Below are 23,496 nucleotides of genomic sequence, written 5' to 3'. Positions count from 1 at the left end.
ACACCGCACCTTCCAAGAAATTGCCTAAAAGGCATCTTTGCCGAAAAGGCAAACTTGTGTAGAGTCGATGCCATGACCGAAGGGTTACGGGAGCGGAAGAAGCGGGAGACCCGGATCGCGCTCAGTTGGGCGGCGGTCCGGCTGACCGTCGAGCGTGGTTACGACAACGTCCGGATCGAGGACATTGCCGCCGAGGCGGGCGTTTCGCTGCGCACCTTCCGCAACTACTTCGCCAGTAAGGCCGACGCGATCGCGACCCGCCATGTCGAACGCGGTCATGCGGTCAATGCCGCGCTCCGGGAGCGTCCGGCCGACGAGCCGCTGTGGGACGCGATCCGGATCGCGGTCAACGCAGGCTTCGAGCTCGACGGCAATGTCGGTGCGGCCGGCCGGCAGCTTCCCGACGAGTCGTGGCTGGAAGGTGCTCGGCTGATGATCGCCGAGCCCGCACTGAAAGGCGCGATGGCAGCCGCGCAGTTCGCGGTCACCGAGGAGCTGGCCGGCATCGTCGCCGAGCGGACCGGCGCGACCGGCGTCTACCCACGATTGGTTGCCGAAGTACTGAGCGCCGCGCAGCTGACGGCGAATCGCGAATGGCTGCGAGCGGATCCGCCGCGGCCGATCTTCGACCTGTTCCACGAGGTTCTGGACGGGATCACCGCCGGCCTGCCCGAACCCTCCTAAACCAACACAAGCACAAACCCCTGGCAAGCAGCCGGGGTGCTGAGTCCTGCCCAGAAAGGACCACCCGCCATGGATACCGACGTCGTCATCGCCGGAGCCGGACCGAACGGACTGCTCCTCGCCGCCGAACTCCGCCTCGCCGGAGTTCGACCGATCGTCCTCGAGCGCCTGACCGAGCGCAGTACCGAACAGCGCGCGAACGGCCTGGTCGGCCAGGTCGTCCGCGCCCTCGACCGCCGCGGCCTCGCCGAACCGCTCGGAAGCGAGCCTGGCGGCCCGGTCCCGCGGCCGGAGTACATCTTCGCCGCGATGCGCCTGGCGCTGCAGCTCATCGACAACAACCCGGTCTACATCCTCCCGTCGCCGCAGGCGAAGATCGAAGCGGTCCTGGAAGAACGAGCTTTGGAGCTGGGCGCCGAGCTTCGCCGCGGTCACGAGCTGGCCGATTTCACCCAGGACGACGACGGCGTCACGGTCGAGGTCGCCGGCCCGGACGGGACCTACTCGCTGCGGGCTCGCTTCTTGGTAGGCGCCGATGGCGGTCACAGCCGCACCCGCAAACTGGCCGGTATCGACTTCCCCGGCGTGACCCACGACGCGACAGTGTCCCGGGGCGGACACGCGAGCATCCCGGCCGAGTACATCGACCCGGCGACCGGCGTACTGAGGATTCCCGGGTACGGCGACGTGCCGCCGTTCATGCATCATCGGTCGGATCGCGGCCTGTTCGCGTACGCGCCCTTCCCTGGTCGCCAGCCGCTGGTCCACACGTCTGAGTGGGACGAACCCGACACCGACGAGATGACCTTCTCAGAGCTCCAGGAGAGTGTTGACCGAGTGCTCGGCGTCCACCTCCCGCTGATTCAGGAATCACCCTTCGTACGGCGGAATGTCGGCGGCAACACGCGAATCGCCGAGCGGTTCCGCGCCGGCCGGGTGTTGCTGGTCGGCGATGCCGCACACGTGCATTCAGCGATGGGTGGCCCGGGGCTCAACCTCGGTCTGCAGGACGTCCTCAACCTGGGGTGGAAGCTGGCTGCGGAGGTTCAGGGTTGGGCGCCCGAAGGTCTGCTCGACACCTATGAGTCCGAGCGTCGACCGGTCGGCGAGCGCGTGGTCATGCAGACCCAGGCGCAGTCCGCCTTGGTTGCCCCCGGCCCCGAAGTGACCGCTCTCCGCGCGATGTTCGCCGAGCTGCTCACCGAGCCCGCGACCGTCCAGCACATCGCTGACCTGATCTCCGGCGCGGACATCCGGTACTTCGACGGCCGGCATCCCCTGATCGGCCGCGCGGTCCCCGATCTGACCGTCGATGGGGTCCGGCTGGCCGAGATCCTGCGCTCGGGCCGGCCGGTATTGCTCGACCTGCTGGACGGCTCGCCGTACGCGAGTCACACCAACGACCACGTCGACCTGGTCACCGGCAGCAGCGATCGCCAGGTCGCCATGCTGATCCGGCCGGACGGCTACATTGCCTGGGCCGCGGACGACGCCAATGCAGACGGACTGGAAGACGCCCTGGACAAGTGGTTCCAGGGGCGCGTCTTGACCAAGGCGACGACGTAACGACAGGCTGCCGTGCGCTGACCGGGTCGGGGGCGGACCGCAGGCACTCACCAACCTGCCCGGCAGCCGGTCCCGCACGCTTAGGCGAGGGTCGGAAAGTCCGGTCGCAGGCACTTGATGAGTGGGGGCGGTCCGGTTCCGCCACCGACTCCAGGCAAGCAGCGTCCTAGTATCGGCACATGATCAGAGATGCCGGACCGGAGGATGCTGCGGCGTGCGCGGCGATTTATGCGCCCTATGTCACCGACACGACGATCACGTTCGAGATCGATCCGCCGAGCGTCGAGGAGATGGCGGTCCGGATCAAGCAGGCGCTGGAAACCCATGCCTGGCTGGTGATCGAGGACGACGGGCGGGTGACCGGTTATGCGTATGCCGGTCCGATGAAGGCACGAGCGGCGTACCGGTGGTCGTGTGAGGTGAGCGTCTACCTCGAGGTCGGGCGGCGCCGGACCGGGGCCGGGCGGGCGCTCTACGAAGCGTTGTTCGAGCGGCTGATCGCCCGCGGATACCGTACGGCGATCGCCGGGATCACGCTGCCGAACGACGCGAGTGTCGGGCTGCACACTTCGCTCGGGTTCGAACCGATCGGGACGTACCGCAAGATCGGCTGGAAGCTGGGCGGGTGGCACGACGTGGCCTGGGGACAACGGCCCCTCGCCGTACTGCCTGATCCGCCGGCGGAGCTGACTTAAGAAGGCGTGGTCATCGGCGGGCAGTCGCCGCCGGGTGTGGTGACGAGCTCGAAGTGCCAGATCTCGTTGGAGTAGGTCTGGCAGAGGCCGAACCGGTTGCCCTTGCGGATCAGCCAGTCGTCGGCGTCGGTCGGGCCGATGTCGACCGCGTTGCCGGTGACATGGTGCGACTCGTCCGGATCCGCGACGAACTTCTTCGCCTTCTCCCGGCTGCCGTACTCCTTGATCGCCTTGTCCATCAGCTCGACCTGGTACTTCTTGCTGCGCCAGCCGGTCGTCACCTGCATCGGGATTCCGGCCTCCTTCATCGCCTTCTCGGCCTTCTGGACGGCCGCGCGCAGCTTAGGGTCGAGGTTGGCGATCCCGGGCAGGTCGGTGTCGAACGCGCTGGTCCCGGTGGGGAGCTTGCCGTCGGCCGAGCCCGGAAGCGAGCGGCCTCCACCGGACGACTTGCCGTGCGGGGTGCCAGGAGGGGCCGCGGCGTCGGTCTGGTCGGCCGCGCAGGCGGTCAGAGCGAAACTGGTGACCGCGGCAACGATCGCCAGCCCGCCGAGGGCAGTGGAGCGACGAGGTGTGGTTTCGATCATGCCGAACAGTTCATCCGGTCCGATGTTGCCGGAGCGTCTACGTTTCGGCATACGTTTTCGATACGTCCGGCCTGGTTCAATGGTCGGTATGCGGGTGCTGGTCGTGGAGGACGAGGTCTATCTCGCGGAGGCGATCCGGGCCGGCCTGCGGCTGGAGGCGATCGCGGCCGATCTCGCCTTCGACGGCGATGCGGCGCTCGAGGCCGTTACCGTCAACGACTACGACGTGGTGGTGCTCGACCGCGACATCCCGGGCCCGAACGGTGACGAGGTGTGCCGGCAGATCGTTGCGCAGGGCATCGGCTGCCGGGTGCTGATGCTGACCGCGGCCGGTGATCTGGACGACAAGGTGACCGGCTTCGAGCTCGGCGCCGACGACTACCTGACCAAGCCGTTCGAGCTGCGTGAGCTGATCGTCCGGCTCAGAGCGCTCGTACGACGACCTTCCGCGGCTGCGCCGACGGTGCTCGAGTATGCCGGGGTGCGCCTCGATCCGTTCCGCCGCGAGGTCTACCGCGACGACCGGTACGTGAAACTGACCCGCAAACAATTCGCCGTACTGGAGGTGCTGATGACCGCACGCGGTGGGGTGATCAGCGCGGAAACGCTGCTGGAGAAGGCCTGGGACGAGAACGCCGACCCGTTCAGCAACGCGGTCCGGATCACGATCTCGGCGGTTCGCAAGCGGCTCGGTGATCCGTGGGTCATCCACACCGTGCCGGGTGTCGGGTATCGGATGGGCTCGTGAGTTCTCCGGGGCTGGTGACGTGGCGGCCGCGGCTGACGGTCCGGCTCCGGCTGACCTTGAGTTACGCCGGACTGCTGGTCGTGGCGGGTGGGGTGATGGCGTGCATCCTGTGGCTGGTCTTCCGGATCGTGCCGAACTATCCGTTCATCGCCGCCAATCCGCGCGACGAACGGCCCGCCCCGACGCGTGGCGAAATCCTCGATCTGACGGTCAAGCTATCGGCGTACGCGATCGGTTTTCTGGCGATCGTCGGGCTGGTCGGTGGATGGTTCCTCGCTGGGCGGATGCTGAAGCCGCTGCAGGAGATCACCGCGGCCGCGCAGCGCGCGTCGACCGGTGCGCTCGATCACCGGATCGGGCTGACCGGGATCCGGGACGAGTTCACGGATCTGTCCGACACGTTCGACGCGATGCTGGATCGGCTGCAGGCGTCGTTCGAGCAGTACCGGCGGTTCGCGGCGAATGCCTCGCACGAGCTGCGCACGCCACACGCGGTGATGAAGACCATGCTTGACGTCGCCCAGGCCGATCCTGATCATCAGGACGTGCCTGAGCTGGTGAAGCGCCTGGCCGAGACCAACCAGCGCGGAATCGACATCGTCGAGGCGCTGCTCAGCCTGGCCGCGCTCAACAACCGAGAGGTCGAGCTCGACCCGGTGGACCTCGCAGCCATTACCCGTACAGCGCTTCCCGTGCTCACGTCCGAGGCCCGCGCGGCCGGGATCACCGTGGAGACCACCCTCGCGGAGTCGGTTGTCGAGGGTAGCGAAATCCTGCTGCACCAACTCGTCACCAACCTGGTCCAGAACGCCATCCGCCACAACGTCGGCCCCGGCGGCTCAGTCGCTGTCACGCTGACCCCGGGCCAACTCGTCGTACAGAACACCGGGCCGCTTCTCGACCCGGCCCAGGTCCGCACCTTCATCGAGCCGTTCGCCAAAGACCGCTACGGCGCCGGCCACGGACTCGGCCTGGCCCTCGTGGCCCGCATCATCGAAACCCATCGCGGCACCCTCGACCTCACAGCCAACCCCGAAGGCGGCCTCACCGCCGCCGTCACCCTCCCCACCGCCCAACTCCTCGACTAGCCGCAACGTCCGAAAACCCGGAGACCCGCTCTCCGATCCTTCGGACGTTGCCGGCGGAATGTTCGGGCGAAAGGGGCTGTCGCCGACTGAACCCACTCGGCGGTCGCCGACTGAACCCACTCGGCGGTCGCCGACTGAACCCACTGGGCGGTCGCCGACTGAACCCACTGGGTGTGCACGGTGGGTTCACTCGACGTGGGGTCGGTGGGCGGTTTCGTCGAGTGTGCGGACTGTGTCGTCGGAAATCGAAATCCGGCGACACGGTTCTTCCACTCGAGTGGGATTGGCACGGTGGCGCCACTCGCAGCGCGGGTGGGCGCCGACTGAACCCACTGGGCGCTGCCGACTGAACCCACTGGGCTGTGCCGGCTGAACCCACTCGGCGGTCGCCGGCTGAACCCAGTGGGCGAGTGGGGAGTGGCCTGGGAAGGGCAAGGCCCCGGACGGGGGATGGTCCGGGGCCTTGGGGGAGTGCTTTGGATTACGGGGTGACGCCGTGCTTGCGGAGCCAGGGGTCGGGGTTGACCGGGTTCTCGCCGTCGGGGAGTACCTCGAAGTGCACGTGGGCGCCGGTGGTGTTGCCGGTCAGGCCGATCGCGCCGACCTGGGCGCCGGCGGTGACGCTGTCGCCGACGGAGACGTCGAACTCGGCCATGTGGCTGTACGACGTCACGGTGCCGTCGGCGTGGCGGACCTTCACCTGGCGGCCGTAGGCGCCTTCGAAGGCTGCCTGGATGACCTCGCCGGCCATCACTGCGCGGACCGGAGTCCCGTACGCCGCAGCGAAGTCGAGGCCGGTGTGGTTGTGGGCCCAGCGACCGCCGGCCTGGTTGAAGCGCGCGGTCAGGTGGTAGCCGGTGGTCGGCAGGACCACGCTAGGAGCAGCGGCCCGCACCTTGGCGAGCGCGGCGGCCTTGGCAACGGCGGCTGCCTTTGCCTCGGCGTCGGCCTTGACCTTCGCGGCGGCAAGACGGACTGACCTCGCTTTGGCGGCAGACAGGGCCAGAGCGCGACGCGCGGTCAGGGAGCCCCGGGCTGCGCGCTGCTGGTAGGCCTTGGCCTCGGCCAGCGACAGGTCGATCCGGCCGGCGTCCCGGGAGCCGAGGTCACGACGCTCGACGCGGGCTGCGGTGAGAGCGTCGGCCTGTGAGGGGCTCAGTCCGGTGCTCGCGGTGGATGCCTCGCCGATGGAGGCGGTGAGACCGATGGTGCCCGCGGTCGCGGCGAGGGCGGCGGTGAGACCGACCAGCTGCGTCCGGCGGTTGGTACTTCGCTGCTTGTTACGTGGCTTGGTGCGGTGTCTGGCCACTGGGTGAGAGGACACGATGGCCTTCCAGGTGGGGGTGACCACCGGGGGAATCCACGGCAGCTCATCGACCATAACGACCAGATCACGGAAGCCTCAACTGCGGATTGCAACCGGATGACAGATTTCGGTTACGCACAGCGACTGCCGTCCTGCGCCTCGTGCCCGCTCAGGCGTAAGCAGAGGCGCTTGAATCGGCAATCACCGCGTGATCGGGATCACCCGTGAATTGGCGCTACCACGCCCTCCTGGACCGATATAAGGCGCCCAGATAATGAGATGTTTGTCCACTAACTTACTGATCTTTCAAGTTCGTCCCATACTGGTTGAGACCGCAGATATCAGTGGCAAACGGAGGGAACGGGAATGACGCGCGCACTGCCGTACTACCGCCTCCACATCGACCTGCTGCGGGTCTCCAGCGCGCTCTGTCGACGCTGACCGCACTTCTCAACCCCTCTCGCACCGCCCCACGACGTCCCCGTCCGGACGTCGGCGCCGCCGTGCCCGCGTAAGCCTGCCCACCGCCAGGGAGAACCCCGTGTCGACCACTTCCCTCACGTCCGAACAGGACACCGCCGATCCGCCGCCATCCGCCCGCTTGGCCGATGCCGACCTGCCCGTCATCGCCCGTCGCCATCCGTGGCGCTGGGTCGGTGTGGCGGTGGTGCTGGTCCTGCTCGCGATGTTCGTGCACGGTCTCGCCACCAACCCTGGCTGGGATTGGCCGACGTTCTTCCAGTTCTTCACCACCAAAACGATCTTCTCCGCGCTCTGGGTGACCATCCAGCTGACTGTCTACGGAACCGTGCTGGGCTTCGCGCTGGGCGCTGTGGTGGCGACGATGCGCCTGTCCAGCAGTCCGTTTCTGCAGGTCGTTGCCTGGGGCTACATCTGGGCGTTCCGCTCGATCCCGCTGATCGTGCAGCTGCTGTTCTGGTTCAACATCGCTTACCTGTATCAGGAACTGAGCCTGGGAATCCCGTTCGGCCCGGAGTTCGTGCACTTCAGTACGAACAACCTGTTCGGTCCGCTGGGTGCCGCCGTACTGGGGCTGGCGTTGCATCAGGCGGCGTATGCGGCGGAGATCATTCGCGGCGGGATCATCTCGGTCGACGCCGGACAGACGGAAGCCGCTGCCGCGCTGGGAATTCCGAAGCTGCGGCAGTTCTTCCGGATCGTGCTCCCGCAGGCGATGCGGTCGATCCTGCCGAACGGCGCCAACGAGGTGATCAGCCTGTTCAAGGGAACCTCGATCGTCTCGGTGATGGCGATCCCCGAGCTCTTCTACCAGGTCCAGGTGATCTACGGGCGCAACAGTCGCGTCGTACCGCTGCTGATGGTGGCAACAGTCTGGTACATCGTGATGACCACGATCCTGTCGGTCGTGCAGTTCTATGTCGAGCGGCACTTCGCCCGCGGCACCGCGCGATCGTTGCCTCCGACACCTATTCAGCGCGTACGAAGCGGCTGGGGCGAGCTGAAGGCGAGGGCGATCCGATGAGCGCCATGGTCGATATCAAGGGTGTGCACAAGAGTTTCGGTGATCTCGAGGTGCTCAAAGGCGTGGACCTCGAAGTCCGGGCCGGGACGGTCACGGTGATCCTGGGGCCGTCCGGCTCGGGCAAGTCGACGCTGCTGCGTTCGATCAACCACTTGGAGAAGGTCGACCGGGGCCTGATCAAGATCGACGGCCAGCTGATGGGTTACAAGCGACGCGGCGACAAGCTGTACGAGCTGCGCGAGCGGGAGATCCTGCATCAGCGTTCGCAGGTCGGCTTCGTGTTCCAGAACTTCAACCTGTTCGGTCACCTGACCGCGCTGCAGAACGTTGTCGAGGCACCGGTCGCCGCGCAGCGCCGCAAGCGCAGCGAGGTCGAGCCATTAGCCCGGGAGCTGCTGGAACGGGTCGGCGTCGGCGACAAGGCCGATGTGTATCCGCGGCAGCTGTCCGGCGGCCAGCAGCAGCGGGTCGCGATCGCTCGCGCACTTGCGTTGAAACCAAAGGTCCTGCTGTTCGACGAGCCGACCAGCGCGCTGGACCCGGAACTGGTCGGTGAGGTCCTCGACGTGATCAAGGAGCTCGCTCGCGACGGTTCCACGATGGTCGTCGTCACCCACGAGGTCGGCTTCGCTCGGGAGGTCGCCGACACGGTGGTCTTCATCGACGGCGGCGTGATCGTCGAGTCGGGCCCGCCGCACCAGGTGCTCGACAACCCAGTCCATGAGCGCACGCGCGCCTTCATCTCCAAAGTCCTCTGAGGAAACCAGTCACATGAAACGACGTCCCCTGTATGCCGTGTTTGCCGCCGCCGGACTGTTGCTGGCAGCAACCGCTTGCTCGTCCGACCCGACCACCAACGTCTCGGCCGAGACCGGTGGGGTGAACACCTCTGCCGACCAGAAGCGGGTCGAGGTCACGAAGAACGACGCGGCCGCCGCGCTGCTGCCGGCCAAGATCCGCGACCGCGGCACCCTGATCGTCGGGAGCGGGCAAGGTAGCGGCAGTGTGCCGCTCGGCTTCTACGCCGACGACAACAAGACGCCGATCGGGCTCGAGGTCGACATCGCCTACCTGCTCGCCGGCGAGCTCGGTCTGAAGCCGGAGCTCGAGGTGACGAGCTGGGAGAACCTTTTCGTCGGGATCGACTCGGCCAAGTACGACGTCGGGCTGACCAACATCACGGTCACCGAGAAGCGCAAGCAGAAGTACGACTTCGCGACGTACCGCAAGGATGATCTCGCGTTCGAGGCGAAGAAGGGCGGGACCTGGAAGGTCACGTCCGGCAAAGATGTTGCCGGGAAGACGATCGCGGTCGGGTCCGGGACGAACCAGGAGAAGATCCTGGTCGACTGGAACGAGGAGAACATCAAGGCCGGGTTGCCGGCGGCAACGATCAAGTACTTCCAGAAGAACACCGACACCTACCTGGCGCTGAGCTCGGGACGGATCGATGGCTACTTCGGTCCGAACCCTTCGATCGCGTACCACATCAAGACCGGTGGCGAGACCGAGTCGATCGGCAAGTTCTCCGGAGCGGGACCGACGTTGCAGGGCCTGATCGCGGCGACCACCAAGAAGGACAACGGCCTCGTCAAGGCTTACCAGGCCGCGCTGAACGCAGCCATCGCCGACGGCAGCTACGCCAAGGTCCTCGAGCGCTGGAACGTCTCCAGCGAGGCGGTCGAGAAGTCAGAGATCAACCCGCCCGGCCTCCCGCTGACGAACTGAGGATGCCGACCATGCTGAAGAAGATCCTTGTCGGTGTCGCGCTGCTGTCCCTGGCCGCGTGCGCCGACCCGCAGACGGAAGCGCCGAAGACCGACGCATCGGTGGTGTCGTTCGACACCTCAGCGAACCAGACCCACATCACCTCGACGAAGGTCGACGCGATCGCGGCCGAGGTTCCCGAGGCTGTGCGGGCGAGCGGCAAGCTTGTGGTGGGCAACGGAAACGCGGGTGGTGGGCAACCACCGCTCGGGTTCACGGCCGACGACAACAAGACCCCGATCGGTATCGAGATCGACATCGCCCATCTCGTGGCCAGCGTGCTCGGGCTGCAGGCCGACGTACAGACGACCAGTTGGGAGAACCTGTTCCTGGGGCTCGACTCCGGGAAGTACCAAGTGGGCATCTCGAACATCGGTGTCTCCGAGCTGCGCAAGGAGAAGTACGACTTCGCGACGTACCGGCTTGGGCTGCATGCGTTCGAGGCGAAGACGGGCTCCGGCCTGAAGATCGCCGGACCGGCGGACATCTCCGGGAAGAAGGTTGCGGTCAGCTCGGGCACGCTGCAGGAGGCGATTCTCCTGGAGTGGAACAAGCAGAACGCGACCGCCGGCCGTCCGCCGGCAGACCTCAAGTACTACCAGCAGTCCGCTGACACCTTCCTGGCGCTGCAGTCCGGCCGGATCGAGCTGTATCTCGGGCCGAACCCGAACGCGACCTATCACGTGGCGACCCAGCACAAGACCGAGATCGTCGGCACGGTCTCCTCCGGCTACCCGATCCAGGGCCTGGTCGGAGTGACCACCAAGAAGGACAACGGTCTGGCCAAACCGCTGGCCGATGCGCTGAACGCGGCGATCGCCGACGGCAGCTACGCGAAGGTGTTGGCCAAGTGGGGCCTCAGCGACGAGGCCGTCCCGAAATCGTTGGTCAACCCTCCCGGCCTTCCCAAGCCTCCAGCCAAGTAGTGCACGAGTAGGAGAAACATGGCGACCATCGCAACGATCTCCAGCAGCCCGTCGGTTCCGTCCCGGACCGACGCCGTCCTCGACTACGTCACCAAGCGTCTGATCAGTCACGGCCACGAGGTCACCCCCATCGTGCTCCGGGACCTGCCGGCCGAGCCGTTGCTGCACGGCGATGCCGACGACCCCGACATCGCGGCCGCGATCAAGACCCTGGAATCGGCCGATGCCATTGTCGTCACGACTCCGGTGTACAAGGCGGCGTACGCGGGGTTGCTCAAGGTCTTCCTGGACCTGCTGCCGCAGTACGCCTTCAAGGGCAAGACAGTGTTGCCATTAGCAACAGGTGGGACGCCGGCGCACGTGCTGGTGATCGACTATGCGCTCCGGCCGGTGCTGAACAGCCTCGGCCCGGGCGCGATCACCCAGGGCTGGTTCGTGCTCTCCTCACACATCAACCTGTACGACGGCGGTGGCGTCCTGCTCGATCAGGCCGCGTCGGTGCCGCTCTACGAGGTGACCGAGGCCTTCCTGACGGCGGTGGAAGGCGGCGAGGTAGTTGTCAGCCCGCCAGTGCAGACCGCGGCGATCGAGGTGCTTCGGGCGCGCCCCGAGGACCCGGAGGCAGCGCCGCTGCTCGCCGACCTCGTCGTCGAATACAGCACCCGATACGGGCGGACCAACGAGAACACCCAGCTCACCGAGGTCCCGCCGACCGACTTCCACGCGGACAGCGGGGGAGCGTTCGTCCTACTCCGCTCCGGCGGCCAGACGATCGCCGGCGGCGCCATTCGCCGGTACGACGACGAGACCGCCGAGGTGAAGCGGATGTGGACCTCGCATCTGCATCGGCGCCAAGGGCTCGGTCGCCGGGTACTCGTGGAGTTGGAGAAGGCGGCCGTCGATCTCGGCTACCGCAAGCTCTACCTCACCACCGGACCCCGCCAGCCCGAGGCCGCTGCGCTCTATCGCGCCGGTGGCTTCGAACCGCAGTTCGACGTCGACGCCGACCCGGAGTCGATCGGCCCGCTGCCGTTCACCAAAGACCTCACTCTCGCTTTGAAGGTGGCCTCATGAGTCGTCGACTGATCACCGCTATCGAAATCGACGGTGCAGGTGGGCACCCCGGCGCGTGGCGCGGGCCGGAGGTCGACCCGGGAGCAATCCTCACGGGCGAGTTGGCGCTGCGGGCCGTTCAGCGCGCCGAGGAGGCCGGCGTCGACATCGCCACCTTCGTGGACACGTTGGAAGCGCCCGCCGATTCAGCTGGGGCGGTGAGCGTGCGGCTGGACGCACTCGGCCTGGCCGCCCGCATTGCGCCGTCCACCTCGCGGATCGGCCTGCTGCCGACCCTCACGGTCACCCACACCGAACCGTTCCACGTGCAGGCCCAGGTTGCGACCCTCGACTGGGTCTCCTCCGGCCGCGGCGGTTGGGTCGCCGACGTCTCCACCTCCGCCGAGGCGGCCTCGGTGATCGGCCGTCGCGAACCCGCGCCGGCCGCGGAGCTGTGGCGCGAAGCCCGGTATGTCGTCGATGTCAGCCGCCGCCTGTGGGATTCGTGGGACGACGACGCGATCATCCGCGACGCCAGTACCGGCCGTTTCGTCGACCGCGATCGCCTCCACTACGTCGACTACGAAAGCCCAGCCTTCAGCATCAAGGGCCCGTCGATCGTTCCCCGTCCGCCGCAAGGCCACCCGCTCACGGCAGTGAAGGTGAGCACCCGAGAGGCACTCGAGGCGGCCGGTGACGCAGAGCTTGTGCTGCTCCCCGGTTCGGTCGACCTGGAACGGCGGATCGCCGCAGTGCGCGGCGGTTCGACGGAATCGCCCTTGGTGCTGGTGTCGGTCGCCGTACTGCTGGATGAGGATCAGGCTGCGGCTGAGCGCCGGGCCGAGGGCGGTTCCTTCGACTACATCGGTGGAGTTGAAGGGCTCGCTGCGTTGGTCCGGGAATGGCAGACGGCGGGAGCTGACGGCGTGCACTTCCGGCCGGCGTCGCTGGAGATCGACGTACCGGTGATTGCGGAGAAGTTGTTGCCGTTGCTGAAGGTCACTGCGGCTGATCGTCCTGGAACGACGTTGCGGAACAGGCTCGGGCTGAGTCGGCCGGCCAATCGGTATGCGAAGGGGGCTGGGCGATGACCAAGCAGATTCACCTGGCGGCGCACTTCCCGGGTGTGAACAACACGACGGTGTGGGCCGACCCGGAGTCCGGTTCGCAGATCGACTTCGCGTCGTTCAAGCATCTGGCGGCGACCGCAGAGCGCGGCACGTTCGACTTCTTCTTCCTCGCGGAGGGACTGCGGCTGCGTGAGGTCAAGGGCCGCATTCACGACCTCGACGTCGTCGGCCGCCCCGAATCGCTCACTGTGCTCAGTGCTCTCGCAGCCGTCACTACTCACCTCGGCCTCGCCGCGACAGTGAACTCGACGTTCAACGAGCCGTACGAGTTGGCCAAGCGGATCGCCACCCTCGACCACCTCTCCGGCGGCCGGGCGGCCTGGAATGTCGTCACTTCCTGGGACGCGTTCACCGGTGAGAACTTCCGCCGCGGCGGCTATCTCGACAAGGCCGACCGCTACGTCCGCGCACAGGAGTCACTCCGGATCGTCCGAAAGCTCTGGGCCTCGTGGTCCGACGAGGACGTCGTACTGGACAAAGAAGGAGGTGTGTTCGCCCGTGAAGGCACTGGGGCCTTTGCGGACGACGGCGCCCACTTCAGCATCCAGGGCCGGTTCGGATTGCCGCCGTCGCCGCAAGGGCGGCCGGTGGTGATCCAGGCCGGTGACAGCGATCAGGGCCGTGATTTCGCGGCCTCGGGTGCGGACGTCATCTTCAGCCGGCACGGTTCGTTCGCGGCCGGGCAGACCTTCTACAAAGACGTGAAGGACCGCCTGGCCAAGCACGGCCGCAGCGAAGATTCGCTGAAGATCATGCCCGCGGTGACCGTCGTCGTCGCCGACACCGACGACGAGGCGGTCGAGAAGGCTCGGCACATCCGCGAGCAGCAGGTGTCGGGGCCGACCGCGATCGTGCTCGCGGAACTCATCTGGGGCCGCGACCTCTCGTCGTACGATCCGGATGGTCCGCTCCCCTCGGAAGACCCGGTGGTCGGCTCGAACATCACTCAAGGCCGGACCGGTTTCAACGACCCGGCGACGATCATCAAGGAGTGGCGTGAGGCGGCCGAGGCCAACAACTGGTCGCTGCGGCAGACGGTGATCAACCAGCAGAACCGCCAGACCTTCATCGGCTCGCCGTCGACTGTCGCGACTGAGATGAACCACCACGTCCAGGAGAACGCCGCTGATGGTTTCGTCCTGGTCCCGCATCTGACCCCGGGCGGCCTCGACGACTTCGTCGACCGCGTCGTCCCGCTGCTGCGTGAACGAGGTGTCTTCCGCTCCGAATACTCCGGTACGACGCTCCGTTCGCATCTCGGGTTGCCGCGATGAGTCAGGTCAGCACGATCCACCGCCGGCCGACCGTGGTCTTCGTCGGCGGTGGACCGCGCACGGTCGGCCTGCTCGAGCGGATCGCGGCCAACGCGGATGAGCTGCTCGGCGACGGCCCGATCGACGTTCATGTCGTGGATCCGTTCCCGGCTGGTGGCGGTCGGATCTGGCGGCGGGAGCAATCGCGGCTGCTCTGGATGAACTCGATGACGTCCGACGTCACGATCTTCACCGACGAATCGGTCCAGTGTGAAGGTCCGATCCGGCCGGGTCCGGACCTGGCGACCTGGGTGGCAGGCGCCGGCGCGACGATCCTGGAGCGGGCTGGGATTCAGCAGCCCGGGCCGATGGACTTCCCGCCGCGACTGGTTCAAGCGGAGTACCTGTCCTGGGTCTGGGATCGGGTCGTCCAAGACCTACCGGCCACGGTGACCACGCATCTCGAACGCGCGGTCGAGCTGACCCCCGATCAGCGGGTGATCCTCGCGTCGGGAGTAGAAATCCAAGCAGACTTGGTGATTCTGGCGCTCGGCTATCTCGATCGGTTGCCAACGGCATCGGAAACCGCGTGGGCCGGCCAAGCCGCGGCCGCTGGTCTCACCTACATCCCACCGGGTTACACGGCCGACGTCGATCTCGGTGACCTGCAACCAGGCGAGCATGTCATCGTCCGCGGTTTCGGGCAGGCCTTCATCGACCTGATGGTCCTGCTCACCGAGGCTCGCGGCGGTTGGTACGACGACCATGGCGCGCAGCTCACGTATCACCCGTCCGGCGCCGAACCGATCCTGTACGTCGGCTCGCGACGCGGCGTTCCGTATCACGCGAAACTCGGTTACACCGTGGCCGGGACCAAGCCGGTTCCGACGCGGTACCTGACCAAGGTTGCACTCGACTCGCTGGGCGATGGAGTGCTGGACTTCGATACCCAGCTGCAGCCGTTGATCGACAAGGAACTGGCCTTCGCGCATTACCAGCAGCTGTTCACCGCGCACTCCGATCGGACCCGTTGGAGCTGGTCGCGGTTCCTGGAAGTGCTCGACCGATCATTGCCCGATGCACCGGAATTCGTGGCTGCGGTGGAGGCCGCCGTACCGGAGGTGTTGGATCGGTTTGTTCGGTCGGCGGTGGATCGGCCGTTGCAGGGGCAGGTCTTCGAGGACTGGTTCACGTTCGAGCAGCATCTGGCCGAGCTGATCGAAGACGATCTGCGGCGTCGGGCTGACCCGGAACACTCGGCGGACCTGGCGGTTTTCAATGCGCTGCTGAGCATCTACAGCGTGTTGTCGGTTGCGATCACCGAAGGTCGGTTGAGCGATGAGGACCGGGTTCGTCAGGTTGAGACCGAGTTTCATGGGTTCTTCTCGTTTGTTGCCAGCGGCCCGCCGCCGCGCCGGCTCGAGGAACTGCTCGCGTTGCACCGGGCCGGGATCGTGCGATTTGCCGGGCCGGATCTAGAGGTTGCCATCGACAACGATCGGTTCGTCGGGCGGTCCCCGGCAGTGGGTGGCTCGATCCGGGCGCGTGCGTTTGTCGAAGCACGGTTGCCGCGGCCCGACGTACTGGCTGCCACGGATCCCTTGTTGCGTGGGCTGCTGGCCGACGGAACGCTGGCTGCGGACGAGTTGTTCGCGGCCGACGGGACGAGTCTCGGTGGCGGCCTGCTCAAGGCCGATGTTTTGTGCCGCGCGGTCCGCGCTGACGGCTCGGTGCATCCCGGATTGTTCCTGCTCGGCCCGTCGGTCTCCGGTTCGGCCGGATCCTCGGGTTTCTCACGTCCGCATTTCAACGGCCCCGGCTTCCGGCAGAACGACGCCGTCGCCCGGAATCTGCTCACTTTGCTAGCGCCCCTGGCGCCCGCCGTACGGAAGGAAGAACGCCATGCCAGTTGAGTTCCTGGGCATCGCCGGGACCAACCCGGCCAGTGAGGTCGAGCCGCGCACCGGTGGCGCCCTCGATCTGGAGTACACCGTCAAGCTGGCCCGCGCGCACGAGGACAACGGCTGGGACCGGATCCTGTTCGCGTACCACTCGGGCTCGCCCGATCCGGCGCAGGTCGCGGCGTACGTCGCGGGTCGCACCGAGAAGATCAACCTCGTCGTGGCGCACCGGCCCAACGTCGCCTATCCGACACTGACCGCCAAGACGTTCGCGACGCTGGACCACATCAGCGGCGGGCGTTTCGAGGTGCACGTCATCACCGGTGGGTCGACTGCCGACCAAGCCGCGGAGGGCGACTTCCTGAGCAAGGACGACCGGTACGGGCGGACGCAGGAGTTCATCCAGATCCTCAAGCAGGCCTGGACATCGGACGAGCGGTTCGACTTCAGCGGCAAGCACTACCAGTTCGAGCAGTTCGTCGCGGACATCAAGCCGCTGCAGCAGCCCCGGCCGCGGATCTCCTTCGGTGGCTCGTCTGCGGCCGCGTACACCGTCGGTGCGGCCGAGGCGGACATCTTCGCGCTCTGGGGTGAGCCGCTGGCGGGGACGCGCGAGCAGCTCGCCACGATCGAGGCTGAGGCTGCGCGTGCCGGACGGGCTGACCGGCCGATCACGCAGATTGCGTTCCGGCCGATCATCGGTGCGACCGAGGAGCTGGCTTGGGAGAAGGCCGAGCGGATTCTGGGGCGGATCAAGGATGTGCAGGCGGGTGCGCCCTCCGCGACTGCTCGGCTGCGGTCTCGTGTGAACCCGGAGAACGCTGGCTCGCAGCGGCTGCTCAAGGCTGTGGCTGAGGGTGAGCGCCATGACCGCGCACTGTGGACTGGGCCGACCGGTCTGACTGGTGGTGGCGGCAACTCGACCGCGCTGGTCGGTACGCCGGAAACGATCGCCGCTGCGCTGCTGGACTACTACGACCTCGGGATCCGGATCTTCTCCGCGCGGGGCTACGACATCTACGACGACGCGATCGACTTCGGCCGCTACGTCATCCCGCTGGTCCGCTCCGAAATCGCCCACCGTGAATCCCGTTCCCGGAAGGACTTGGCCTCATGAACGAGCGCAGCGAGTTCATCAAGAAGCACAGCCTGCTACGTGTCTTAGCGGCGCCCGGAGCGAAGCGAGGACGTCGATGAGCATTGTCTCGGATCTGGAGCAGGACTGGCAGACGTGGCACGCGGCGCGGGAGGAGGACCTGAACACGGACTATGGCTGGCTGTCGATCGTTGGGTTCGACTGGCTGCCTGCTGAGCGGGGTGCGCTGGCTGGACTGCCGGGGACGTGGTGGGTGGCCGATGGGCGGGCGCATGTGGCTGCTGGCGGTTCTTTGACGCTGAATGGTGTCCCCGTGGATGAGACCTCGGCTTCGGTTGCTGAGGCCGGCTCGCTCAGCTGGTTGCTGTTCGGCGACCGCCTGATCGAGCTAGTACTGCGCGGCGGCCGGTACGCCGTTCGCCAGCGCGACCCGGGCGCTGCGACTCGACAGGGGTTCACCGGCGTACCGACGTACTCGTTGGATCCCGAATGGGCGGTGCGCGGCTGGTACACGCCGTACGGCGCTCCGGAGCGGGTGGAGGTGTCGACTGCGCGGGATGACTTGCGTCAGCACGTCACTGCGGTCGGTACGGTCCATCTGGCGCTGGGGGACTCGGCGTACGAGCTGGTGGCGACGGCTGCGTCGGATGGGCGGCTCTCGCTGTCGTTCCACGACGGGACGAACGGTACTGAGACGGCGCCTTGGCGCACGGTGACCACTGGTGTGGTGGAGCGCGATGGGTCAGTGCTGATCGACTTCAACCGGGCAATCAACCTCCCGTTCGCCTTCACTGCGTTCGGGACCTGCCCGGCGCCGGTGACGGGCAACCGGCTCGGCGTAGCGGTGACGGCCGGCGAGAAGAAGGTCCGGTGAAGTTCTGTACCTACACGCTGATCGACAACTCGCCGGACCCGATCAGCGGTGAGCAGCTGACGACGTACGAGCGTTTTCAGCACGTGGTCCGGCAGGCGCAGTGGGCCGAGGAGCTGGGCTTCGACGGGTACGGCGTGGGGGAGCGGCACGCGCAGCGGTTCATCTCCTCGTCGCCGCCGGTGGTGCTGTCCTACATCGCCGCCTCGACCTCTCGGATCCGGCTGCTCACCACGGTGACCGTGTTGTCGCTGCTGGACCCGGTGCGCGTCGCCGAGGACTACGCGACGCTGGACCAGCTGTCCGGTGGGCGTATCGACATCATCATCGGCAAGGGGAACGACCCGGACCAGAACGCGCTGTTCGGGTACGACCTGGACGGGCAGTGGGACCGGAACCGGGAGAAGTACGAGCTGCTGCGCCGGCTTCTCCGGGAGACGGGTGTGAGCTGGTCCGGTCAGTACCGGCCCGACCTGGTGGACGCGACTACGCAGCCGCGGCCGTTCCGCCCCTCAGGGATTCCGCTGTGGCATGGCTCTGCCTCATCCGAGGAGTCCACTGAGCTGGCGGCTCGCTTTGGCGACCCGCTGTTCTCAGCGAACGGCTTCCACCCGCTGGAGAAGTACGCCGGGCTGATCCGGCACTACCGGGAGCGCTGGGAGGCGTACGGGCACGATCCGGCCGACGCTGTGGTCGGTGCGGGCTTCAACGGGCTCTACGTTCGTAAGAGCTCCCAAGACGCCTTGGACGGCTACCGGCCGATCTTCGACGCGTTCATGGACTCCCCGGGTGCCAAGCACAACAAGCTGCCGTTCAACACCCTGGAGGAGTTCCTCGAGCAGGGCTCGGTGCTGGTCGGCTCACCGGAACAGGTGATCGACAAGTTCGGTCGCTACCAGGAGGCGTTCGGCCACGAGCTGTCCGGCGTCTCCCTCGAAGTGGCGGGCCTCCCCGAGGCCGACAACCGCGCCTCGGTGGAGACCTTCGTCACAGATGTCATGCCCGTACTGCGTGCTGCGTACCCCAGTCGCGTCTGGACCGAGTGACCGACTAGCGGCCGCTGGAGCCGTAAGTCGGCTGCTGTGGCCAGCCGGCAGGGGAGTCCTCCCAGTCCTCCTGCCGGCCGTACGGTGCGAGGTCGAGGATGTTGTTGACGAATAGCAGCCGATCGACCCCACGCGAGCCGGTGGTGTACGTCTGATAGACGGTGTCGCCGTCGCGGAGGAACAGGCTCAGCAGGAAGCCTCCGTCGGCTCCACAGTCAGCGGAGAACGTCGTACCGGCCGACGAGGCGAACGGGATGGTCCAGCCCATCCGCTCCCAGTAGCCACGCATCTGGTCGAGGGGCATGTCCGAGACGGTCGCCCAGGCCACGCCACCTCGAGCCAGGCCGTCCAGGTCGGTCACCTGCTGGGTGAAATGCGTGCAGCCGGAGCAGAAGCGCTCGGGGCCGGTGTACATGAACTGGTAGACCGCCAGTTGCTGGTGATCGCCGAACAGGTCGAGCAGCGTCACCGGGCCGGTCGGCGACTCGAACGTGTAGTCGTCGAACCGGACCATCGGCAGCTGCCGTCGCTGGGCCGCGAGCTGGTCCTGGACCCGGGTCGCCGCCTTCTCGGCTGTGAGCAGCTCGGCGCGGGCCTTCTCCCACTCCTCGGCAGACACCACTGTCGGTAGTGCGGTCATGTCGATCGTCCTCTCCTTGCCGGATGCCTTCACTGGTACGACGAATCAGATCCGGCGATCTCGACATCGGGGGTTGGTCAAAAGCACTACTCCGGACCCGGTATGATTTCTGAGTCGGACAGAGGGGGGCGCACAGTGCCTCCGCCTCGATTTCACATCAGGGCGGAAGACCGTGTAATCTCTCTCCTCGTTCCGCCCCTTTAGCTCAGTCGGCAGAGCGTCTCCATGGTAAGGAGAAGGTCTACGGTTCGATTCCGTAAAGGGGCTCAGAGATCGACAGGCCACCCGGTCCGCCGGGTGGCCTGAAGAACTCCTCCCGGCGGGGTAGCTCAGGTGGTTAGAGCACACGGCTCATAATCGTGGTGTCGCGGGTTCGACTCCCGCCCCCGCTACCCACCAAACGCAGTACCTGAGAGTGCGATCACCCAAGTTGCGCACTCCTGATCAGAAGAGGCATCAGTGGCCAAGTCAACCGACATCCGTCCGAAGATCACGTTGGCGTGCACGGTGTGCAAGGAGCGCAACTACATCACCAAGAAGAACCGGCGTAACGACCCGGATCGCCTGGAGATGAAGAAGTACTGCGCGCGTTGCAACGACCACACGGACCACCGCGAGACCCGCTGATCTCAGCAGTCTTTCGCGAAAGCCGCTCCGGTTCCCCGGAGCGGCTTTTTCGTGTGTCTAGACGCTGATGATCGGCCGACCAGCCTCGTACGCCGCCAGTCGCTCGTCGCGCGGGGTCAGGCAGCAGGAGCCGCAGAGCGCGCCGTCGCCGACCTCGCTCGTGTAGTAGAGACAGCAGGTCTTCCGCAGATAGACCAGCTTCCCGCCGGCCAGCTCCACGTCGCCCAGCTTGTTGAGCCCGCCAGGCGCCTTCGCCACGAAGGTCTGCCAGCGCTCCAGCAAGTACGCCGGGTCGACAGTCTCTTCCTCCCGCGTCGCCGCGCAGAACGCCATGGCGCAGCCGGCCGCCACTCCGCCGTGCACCTGGCGCAATCCGGCTCTGGTCCGACGGTGCAGCTCCTCGGACAGCGGAAGCAGGTGCTGGCTGAGCACAACGTCGTACAGGGTCTGTAATCCGCCCGGGAGATAGTCGGCGGACCGGATGGCGACTGCGGCCAGCCCGTGGCCGTCGTGTGGTCTTACCCACACGTTCTGCGGCCGGATGTCGAGCACGTGGCCCTCGAGGGCCCAGAGGAGCAGTGCGGCCGCCGGTGCGCGGCCTGCGTAAAAGGACATCAGGCTCAGCGCATTCGCATGCTCCGAGACGTGTCCGCTCGCGTCATGGTCCCGCTTGAGCAGCTCTGTGAGCTCCGGGCCGTCCTGCTCGAGGATGTGATCCACCCGCAGCCACTCCGGGCCGCTCGGCGCACCGATCTCCAGCTTGTATCGAGGCGCGTACCTGGCCAGCGCCGCTACTGCCGTCACGTTCAACCTTCCCCAGTCGGGTCTCACGATTACCTGGGTGGCGGCGTCCCGAGGGTCAGTCTGCCAGTAGGCTCTGGCGATATGACGATCGACGCCACGATGGTCGGCCGGAGCTATGCGGCCGCCGAGAGCTACCAGGTCGGCCGGGAGAAGATCCGGGAGTTCGCCGCTGCGATCGGCGACGACAACCCGGCGTACACCGGCGACGACGCGGTGGCCCCGCCGACGTTCGCGTTCATGCTCGGCAGCCGCGCGCTGGAGCAGCTGCTGAACGACGAGGAGCTCGGGCTGCGGCTCGACCGGATCGTGCACGGCGCGCAGAAGTTCAGCTACACCCGCCCGATCAAGGCCGGGGACGACATCGCCGCGACCGCCACCATCACCACCGTCCGCAAGGCCGGTGACGTCGAGGTGATCATGTACGAGACCGCTCTGACCACGGTCGACGGTGAGCCGATCGCCACCTCGACCTCCACGATCTCGCACAACCGGGCGGACTCATGAGCAGCATCTCAGCGGGTGAAGTCCTCCCCGAGCTGACGGTGACGTTCCGCCGGGAAGACCTGGTCCGGTACGCCGGTGCCAGCGGCGACTTCAACCCGATCCACTGGAACGACCGGATGGCGGCCGCTCTCGGCCTGCCCGGCGTGATCGCGCACGGCATGCTCACGATGGCCACCGCGGTCCGCGTCGTCACCGACTGGCTCGACGACCCGGCCGACCTGGTCGAGTACGGCGTCCGGTTCACGAAGCCGATCGTCGTACCGGATGACGCGGACGGCGCCGAGGTGACGTTCTCGGCGAAGGCCGACAAGGTCGCCGACGGTCTTGCCGAGTTCGACATCACCGCCGTCTTCAACGGCGAGAAAGTCCTCGGCCGGTCGCGGGCGGTTGTGCGCGTCTCGTGAGGACCCAGGTGCCGCTGGCCGACTTCACCACCCTCCGGATCGGCGGGCCGGCCGACAAACTCGTCGAGGTGACCACCGAGGACGAGCTGATCACCGCCGTCCGCGACGCCGACGCGGCCGAGGAGCCCGTGCTGCTGCTCTCCGGCGGCAGCAACGTGGTGATCGGTGACGACGGCTTCCGCGGCACGGTCGTCAAGGTCGCGACCAAGGGCATCAAGGTCGACGCCGACGCCTGCTCCGGCGCGATGATCCACATCCAGGCCGGTGAGGACTGGGACGACGTCGTCCAGCGCGCGATCGCCGAGGAGTGGAGCGGCATCGAGTCGATGTCCGGCATTCCCGGGCTGACCGGCTCCACGCCCGTCCAGAACGTCGGCGCGTACGGTCACGAGGTCGCCGCGACGATCGCGTCTGTCCGCGTCTGGGACCGGGTCGAGTCCCGGATCCGGACGATCTTCGCGGCCGACTGCGGTTTCGAGTATCGGTCGTCGATGTTCAAGGCCGCCCCGGAACGCTACGTCGTCCTCGAGGTCGCCTTCCAGCTCAAGCTCGGCAACCTGTCGGCCCCGATCGGGTACGCCGAACTGGCCCGCGTGCTCGATGTCGACCCCGGCTCGCGCGCCCCCATGGCCGACGTACGGGAAGCTGTTCTGGCCCTGCGCCGCAGCAAGGGCATGGTCCTGGACCCGGCCGACCACGACACCTGGAGCGCCGGCTCCTTCTTCACCAACCCCCTCCTCGACACCACCGCCGAGGTCCCCGCCGGTGCCCCCCAATGGCCCCAGCCCGACGGCCGCGTGAAAACCAGCGCAGCCTGGCTGATCGAGCACTCCGGCATCCCCAAGGGCTTCGCCCTCGGCGCCGCCGCAGTCTCCTCGAAGCACACCCTCGCCCTCACCAACCGAGGCTCTGCCACGGCCAAGGACATCCTCTCCCTGGCCACCCACGTCCGCTCCCAGGTCCAGCAGGCCTTCGCCATCACCCTCGTCAACGAACCAGTCCTGGTGAACTGCACCCTCTGAGAAAGCCTAGTAAGCTGTTACCAGCAAAGGCTTAGGCTTCTCGCCCTCGGTGAGTGAGTCAGGTTGGCCCCCGGTGTAGCTACGGCAGCCGGGGGTTTGCTGTTTCTGGGGCAGGTCAGGCCCGAGGTGCAGTGGGTGTCAGTAGCGCCATTGCAGGAGGTTGTTGCGCATCCAGGTGCGGAGGAGGGCGGCTGCGTGAGCTTCCTCGGCGGCTAGTAGGTCGGCTAGGACTTGGGCGGGGGCGGCTAGGCGGAGGCCGGTGGGGGTGCGGGTC

At 66.9% G+C, this 23,496-nt stretch carries 25 protein-coding genes and 2 tRNA genes; 23 read left to right on the top strand and 4 right to left on the bottom strand.

Features of this window, described 5'->3' with window-relative positions:
* The first annotated feature begins 72 nt into the window (after positions 1-72).
* From E1263_RS28645 to E1263_RS28635, 3 genes are all read left to right on the top strand, one after another.
* A complete protein-coding gene (locus E1263_RS28645; RefSeq protein ID WP_132172907.1) occupies positions 73-684 on the top strand; it encodes a TetR/AcrR family transcriptional regulator in 612 nt (203 codons plus the stop codon).
* Positions 685-753: 69 nt separating this feature from the next.
* Entirely contained in the window at positions 754-2,250 is a 1,497-nt protein-coding gene (locus E1263_RS28640) for an FAD-dependent monooxygenase (protein ID WP_132172905.1), read from the top strand.
* Between the two features lie 179 nt (positions 2,251-2,429).
* Positions 2,430-2,945 (top strand): arsinothricin resistance N-acetyltransferase ArsN1 family B, encoded by a 516-nt coding sequence (locus E1263_RS28635; RefSeq protein ID WP_132172903.1) that lies wholly within the window; start codon positions 2,430-2,432, stop codon positions 2,943-2,945.
* Here E1263_RS28635 and E1263_RS28630 read toward each other — a convergent pair.
* A complete protein-coding gene (locus E1263_RS28630; protein ID WP_132172901.1) occupies positions 2,942-3,583 on the bottom strand; it encodes a M15 family metallopeptidase in 642 nt (213 codons plus the stop codon). The two genes, E1263_RS28635 and E1263_RS28630, sit on opposite strands and share 4 nt — an antisense overlap.
* Positions 3,584-3,620: 37 nt before the next feature.
* On the opposite strand from E1263_RS28630, the gene E1263_RS28625 reads away from it, so the two are divergent.
* Together E1263_RS28625 and E1263_RS28620 are read left to right on the top strand one after the other, a co-directional pair.
* Complete coding sequence (locus E1263_RS28625; protein ID WP_132172899.1) at positions 3,621-4,280, top strand: response regulator transcription factor; 660 nt, start codon at positions 3,621-3,623, stop codon at positions 4,278-4,280.
* Positions 4,277-5,368, top strand: coding sequence for a sensor histidine kinase (locus tag E1263_RS28620; RefSeq protein WP_202869094.1), 1,092 nt, complete (start codon positions 4,277-4,279; stop codon positions 5,366-5,368). The genes E1263_RS28625 and E1263_RS28620 overlap by 4 nt, the downstream gene beginning before the upstream one ends.
* Positions 5,369-5,849: 481 nt before the next feature.
* Here E1263_RS28620 and E1263_RS28610 read toward each other — a convergent pair whose 3' ends face one another.
* Positions 5,850-6,677 carry a M23 family metallopeptidase gene (locus E1263_RS28610; protein WP_238161611.1) on the bottom strand — a complete coding sequence of 276 codons (828 nt, stop codon included), beginning with the start codon at positions 6,675-6,677 and terminating at the stop codon, positions 5,850-5,852.
* Positions 6,678-7,040: 363 nt separating this feature from the next.
* On the opposite strand from E1263_RS28610, the gene E1263_RS44405 reads away from it, so the two are divergent.
* The 12 genes from E1263_RS44405 to E1263_RS28555 all read left to right on the top strand — a co-directional run bounded on the left by E1263_RS44405 (position 7,041) and on the right by E1263_RS28555 (position 19,221).
* Positions 7,041-7,115 (top strand): putative leader peptide, encoded by a 75-nt coding sequence (locus E1263_RS44405; RefSeq protein WP_355460830.1) that lies wholly within the window; start codon positions 7,041-7,043, stop codon positions 7,113-7,115.
* Between the two features lie 100 nt (positions 7,116-7,215).
* The gene (locus E1263_RS28605; RefSeq protein ID WP_132172893.1) at positions 7,216-8,178 is read left to right on the top strand and encodes an amino acid ABC transporter permease; all 963 of its coding nucleotides are present in this window, start codon (positions 7,216-7,218) and stop codon (positions 8,176-8,178) included.
* Between the two features lie 5 nt (positions 8,179-8,183).
* On the top strand, positions 8,184-8,936 hold the full coding sequence (locus E1263_RS28600; protein WP_132172930.1) for an amino acid ABC transporter ATP-binding protein: 753 nt from the start codon (positions 8,184-8,186) through the stop codon (positions 8,934-8,936).
* Positions 8,937-8,949: 13 nt separating this feature from the next.
* Positions 8,950-9,906: an ABC transporter substrate-binding protein gene (locus E1263_RS28595; protein WP_132172891.1), complete on the top strand. Its 957-nt coding sequence runs from the start codon at positions 8,950-8,952 to the stop codon at positions 9,904-9,906.
* A gap of 11 nt (positions 9,907-9,917) precedes the next feature.
* Positions 9,918-10,871 (top strand): ABC transporter substrate-binding protein, encoded by a 954-nt coding sequence (locus E1263_RS28590; RefSeq protein WP_202869093.1) that lies wholly within the window; start codon positions 9,918-9,920, stop codon positions 10,869-10,871.
* A gap of 18 nt (positions 10,872-10,889) precedes the next feature.
* A complete protein-coding gene (ssuE, locus tag E1263_RS28585) occupies positions 10,890-11,945 on the top strand; it encodes an NADPH-dependent FMN reductase (protein WP_132172887.1) in 1,056 nt (351 codons plus the stop codon).
* Positions 11,942-13,015: an LLM class flavin-dependent oxidoreductase gene (locus E1263_RS28580; RefSeq protein WP_132172885.1), complete on the top strand. Its 1,074-nt coding sequence runs from the start codon at positions 11,942-11,944 to the stop codon at positions 13,013-13,015. The genes ssuE and E1263_RS28580 overlap by 4 nt, the downstream gene beginning before the upstream one ends.
* A complete protein-coding gene (locus E1263_RS28575; RefSeq protein WP_132172883.1) occupies positions 13,012-14,328 on the top strand; it encodes an NtaA/DmoA family FMN-dependent monooxygenase in 1,317 nt (438 codons plus the stop codon). The genes E1263_RS28580 and E1263_RS28575 overlap by 4 nt, the downstream gene beginning before the upstream one ends.
* Positions 14,325-16,220 carry an FAD/NAD(P)-binding protein gene (locus tag E1263_RS28570; protein WP_132172881.1) on the top strand — a complete coding sequence of 632 codons (1,896 nt, stop codon included), beginning with the start codon at positions 14,325-14,327 and terminating at the stop codon, positions 16,218-16,220. Before E1263_RS28575 ends, E1263_RS28570 begins: the two co-directional genes overlap by 4 nt.
* Entirely contained in the window at positions 16,210-17,325 is a 1,116-nt protein-coding gene (locus E1263_RS28565) for an LLM class flavin-dependent oxidoreductase (protein WP_132172879.1), read from the top strand. Before E1263_RS28570 ends, E1263_RS28565 begins: the two co-directional genes overlap by 11 nt.
* A gap of 76 nt (positions 17,326-17,401) precedes the next feature.
* Positions 17,402-18,178 (top strand): DUF1684 domain-containing protein, encoded by a 777-nt coding sequence (locus E1263_RS28560; protein ID WP_132172877.1) that lies wholly within the window; start codon positions 17,402-17,404, stop codon positions 18,176-18,178.
* On the top strand, positions 18,175-19,221 hold the full coding sequence (locus tag E1263_RS28555) for an LLM class flavin-dependent oxidoreductase (RefSeq protein WP_132172875.1): 1,047 nt from the start codon (positions 18,175-18,177) through the stop codon (positions 19,219-19,221). The genes E1263_RS28560 and E1263_RS28555 overlap by 4 nt, the downstream gene beginning before the upstream one ends.
* A 4-nt stretch (positions 19,222-19,225) precedes the next feature.
* Here the strand turns inward: E1263_RS28555 and E1263_RS28550 are convergent, their stop codons facing one another.
* The gene (locus E1263_RS28550; protein ID WP_132172873.1) at positions 19,226-19,861 is read right to left on the bottom strand and encodes a DUF899 family protein; all 636 of its coding nucleotides are present in this window, start codon (positions 19,859-19,861) and stop codon (positions 19,226-19,228) included.
* A 194-nt stretch (positions 19,862-20,055) separates the two neighbouring features.
* On the opposite strand from E1263_RS28550, the gene E1263_RS28545 reads away from it, so the two are divergent.
* The 3 genes from E1263_RS28545 to rpmG all read left to right on the top strand — a co-directional run bounded on the left by E1263_RS28545 (position 20,056) and on the right by rpmG (position 20,488).
* Positions 20,056-20,128 (top strand) — tRNA-Thr (locus E1263_RS28545).
* 51 nt (positions 20,129-20,179) lie between these two features.
* A tRNA-Met gene (locus E1263_RS28540) sits at positions 20,180-20,253 on the top strand.
* 67 nt (positions 20,254-20,320) lie between these two features.
* Positions 20,321-20,488, top strand: a complete 168-nt coding sequence (rpmG, locus tag E1263_RS28535; RefSeq protein ID WP_012923742.1) for a 50S ribosomal protein L33 — start codon at positions 20,321-20,323, stop codon at positions 20,486-20,488.
* A 57-nt stretch (positions 20,489-20,545) separates the two neighbouring features.
* Here rpmG and E1263_RS28530 read toward each other — a convergent pair whose 3' ends face one another.
* The gene (locus E1263_RS28530; RefSeq protein ID WP_132172871.1) at positions 20,546-21,292 is read right to left on the bottom strand and encodes a (2Fe-2S)-binding protein; all 747 of its coding nucleotides are present in this window, start codon (positions 21,290-21,292) and stop codon (positions 20,546-20,548) included.
* 81 nt (positions 21,293-21,373) lie between these two features.
* Between E1263_RS28530 and E1263_RS28525 the strand changes: the two genes are divergently transcribed.
* From E1263_RS28525 to E1263_RS28515, 3 genes are read left to right on the top strand one after another with little or no spacing between them, the layout of a single operon-like run.
* Complete coding sequence (locus tag E1263_RS28525; protein ID WP_132172869.1) at positions 21,374-21,796, top strand: FAS1-like dehydratase domain-containing protein; 423 nt, start codon at positions 21,374-21,376, stop codon at positions 21,794-21,796.
* The gene (locus E1263_RS28520) at positions 21,793-22,200 is read left to right on the top strand and encodes a MaoC/PaaZ C-terminal domain-containing protein (protein ID WP_132172867.1); all 408 of its coding nucleotides are present in this window, start codon (positions 21,793-21,795) and stop codon (positions 22,198-22,200) included. The genes E1263_RS28525 and E1263_RS28520 overlap by 4 nt, the downstream gene beginning before the upstream one ends.
* Positions 22,197-23,222, top strand: coding sequence for a UDP-N-acetylmuramate dehydrogenase (locus tag E1263_RS28515; RefSeq protein WP_238161609.1), 1,026 nt, complete (start codon positions 22,197-22,199; stop codon positions 23,220-23,222). Before E1263_RS28520 ends, E1263_RS28515 begins: the two co-directional genes overlap by 4 nt.
* The last annotated feature ends 274 nt before the right edge of the window (positions 23,223-23,496 follow it).

Source organism: Kribbella antibiotica (assembly GCF_004349055.1).
GTDB lineage: Bacteria > Actinomycetota > Actinomycetes > Propionibacteriales > Kribbellaceae > Kribbella > Kribbella antibiotica.
The sequence above is the reverse complement of the archived record's forward strand: the minus strand, read 5'-3'. Positions and strand labels throughout refer to the sequence as shown.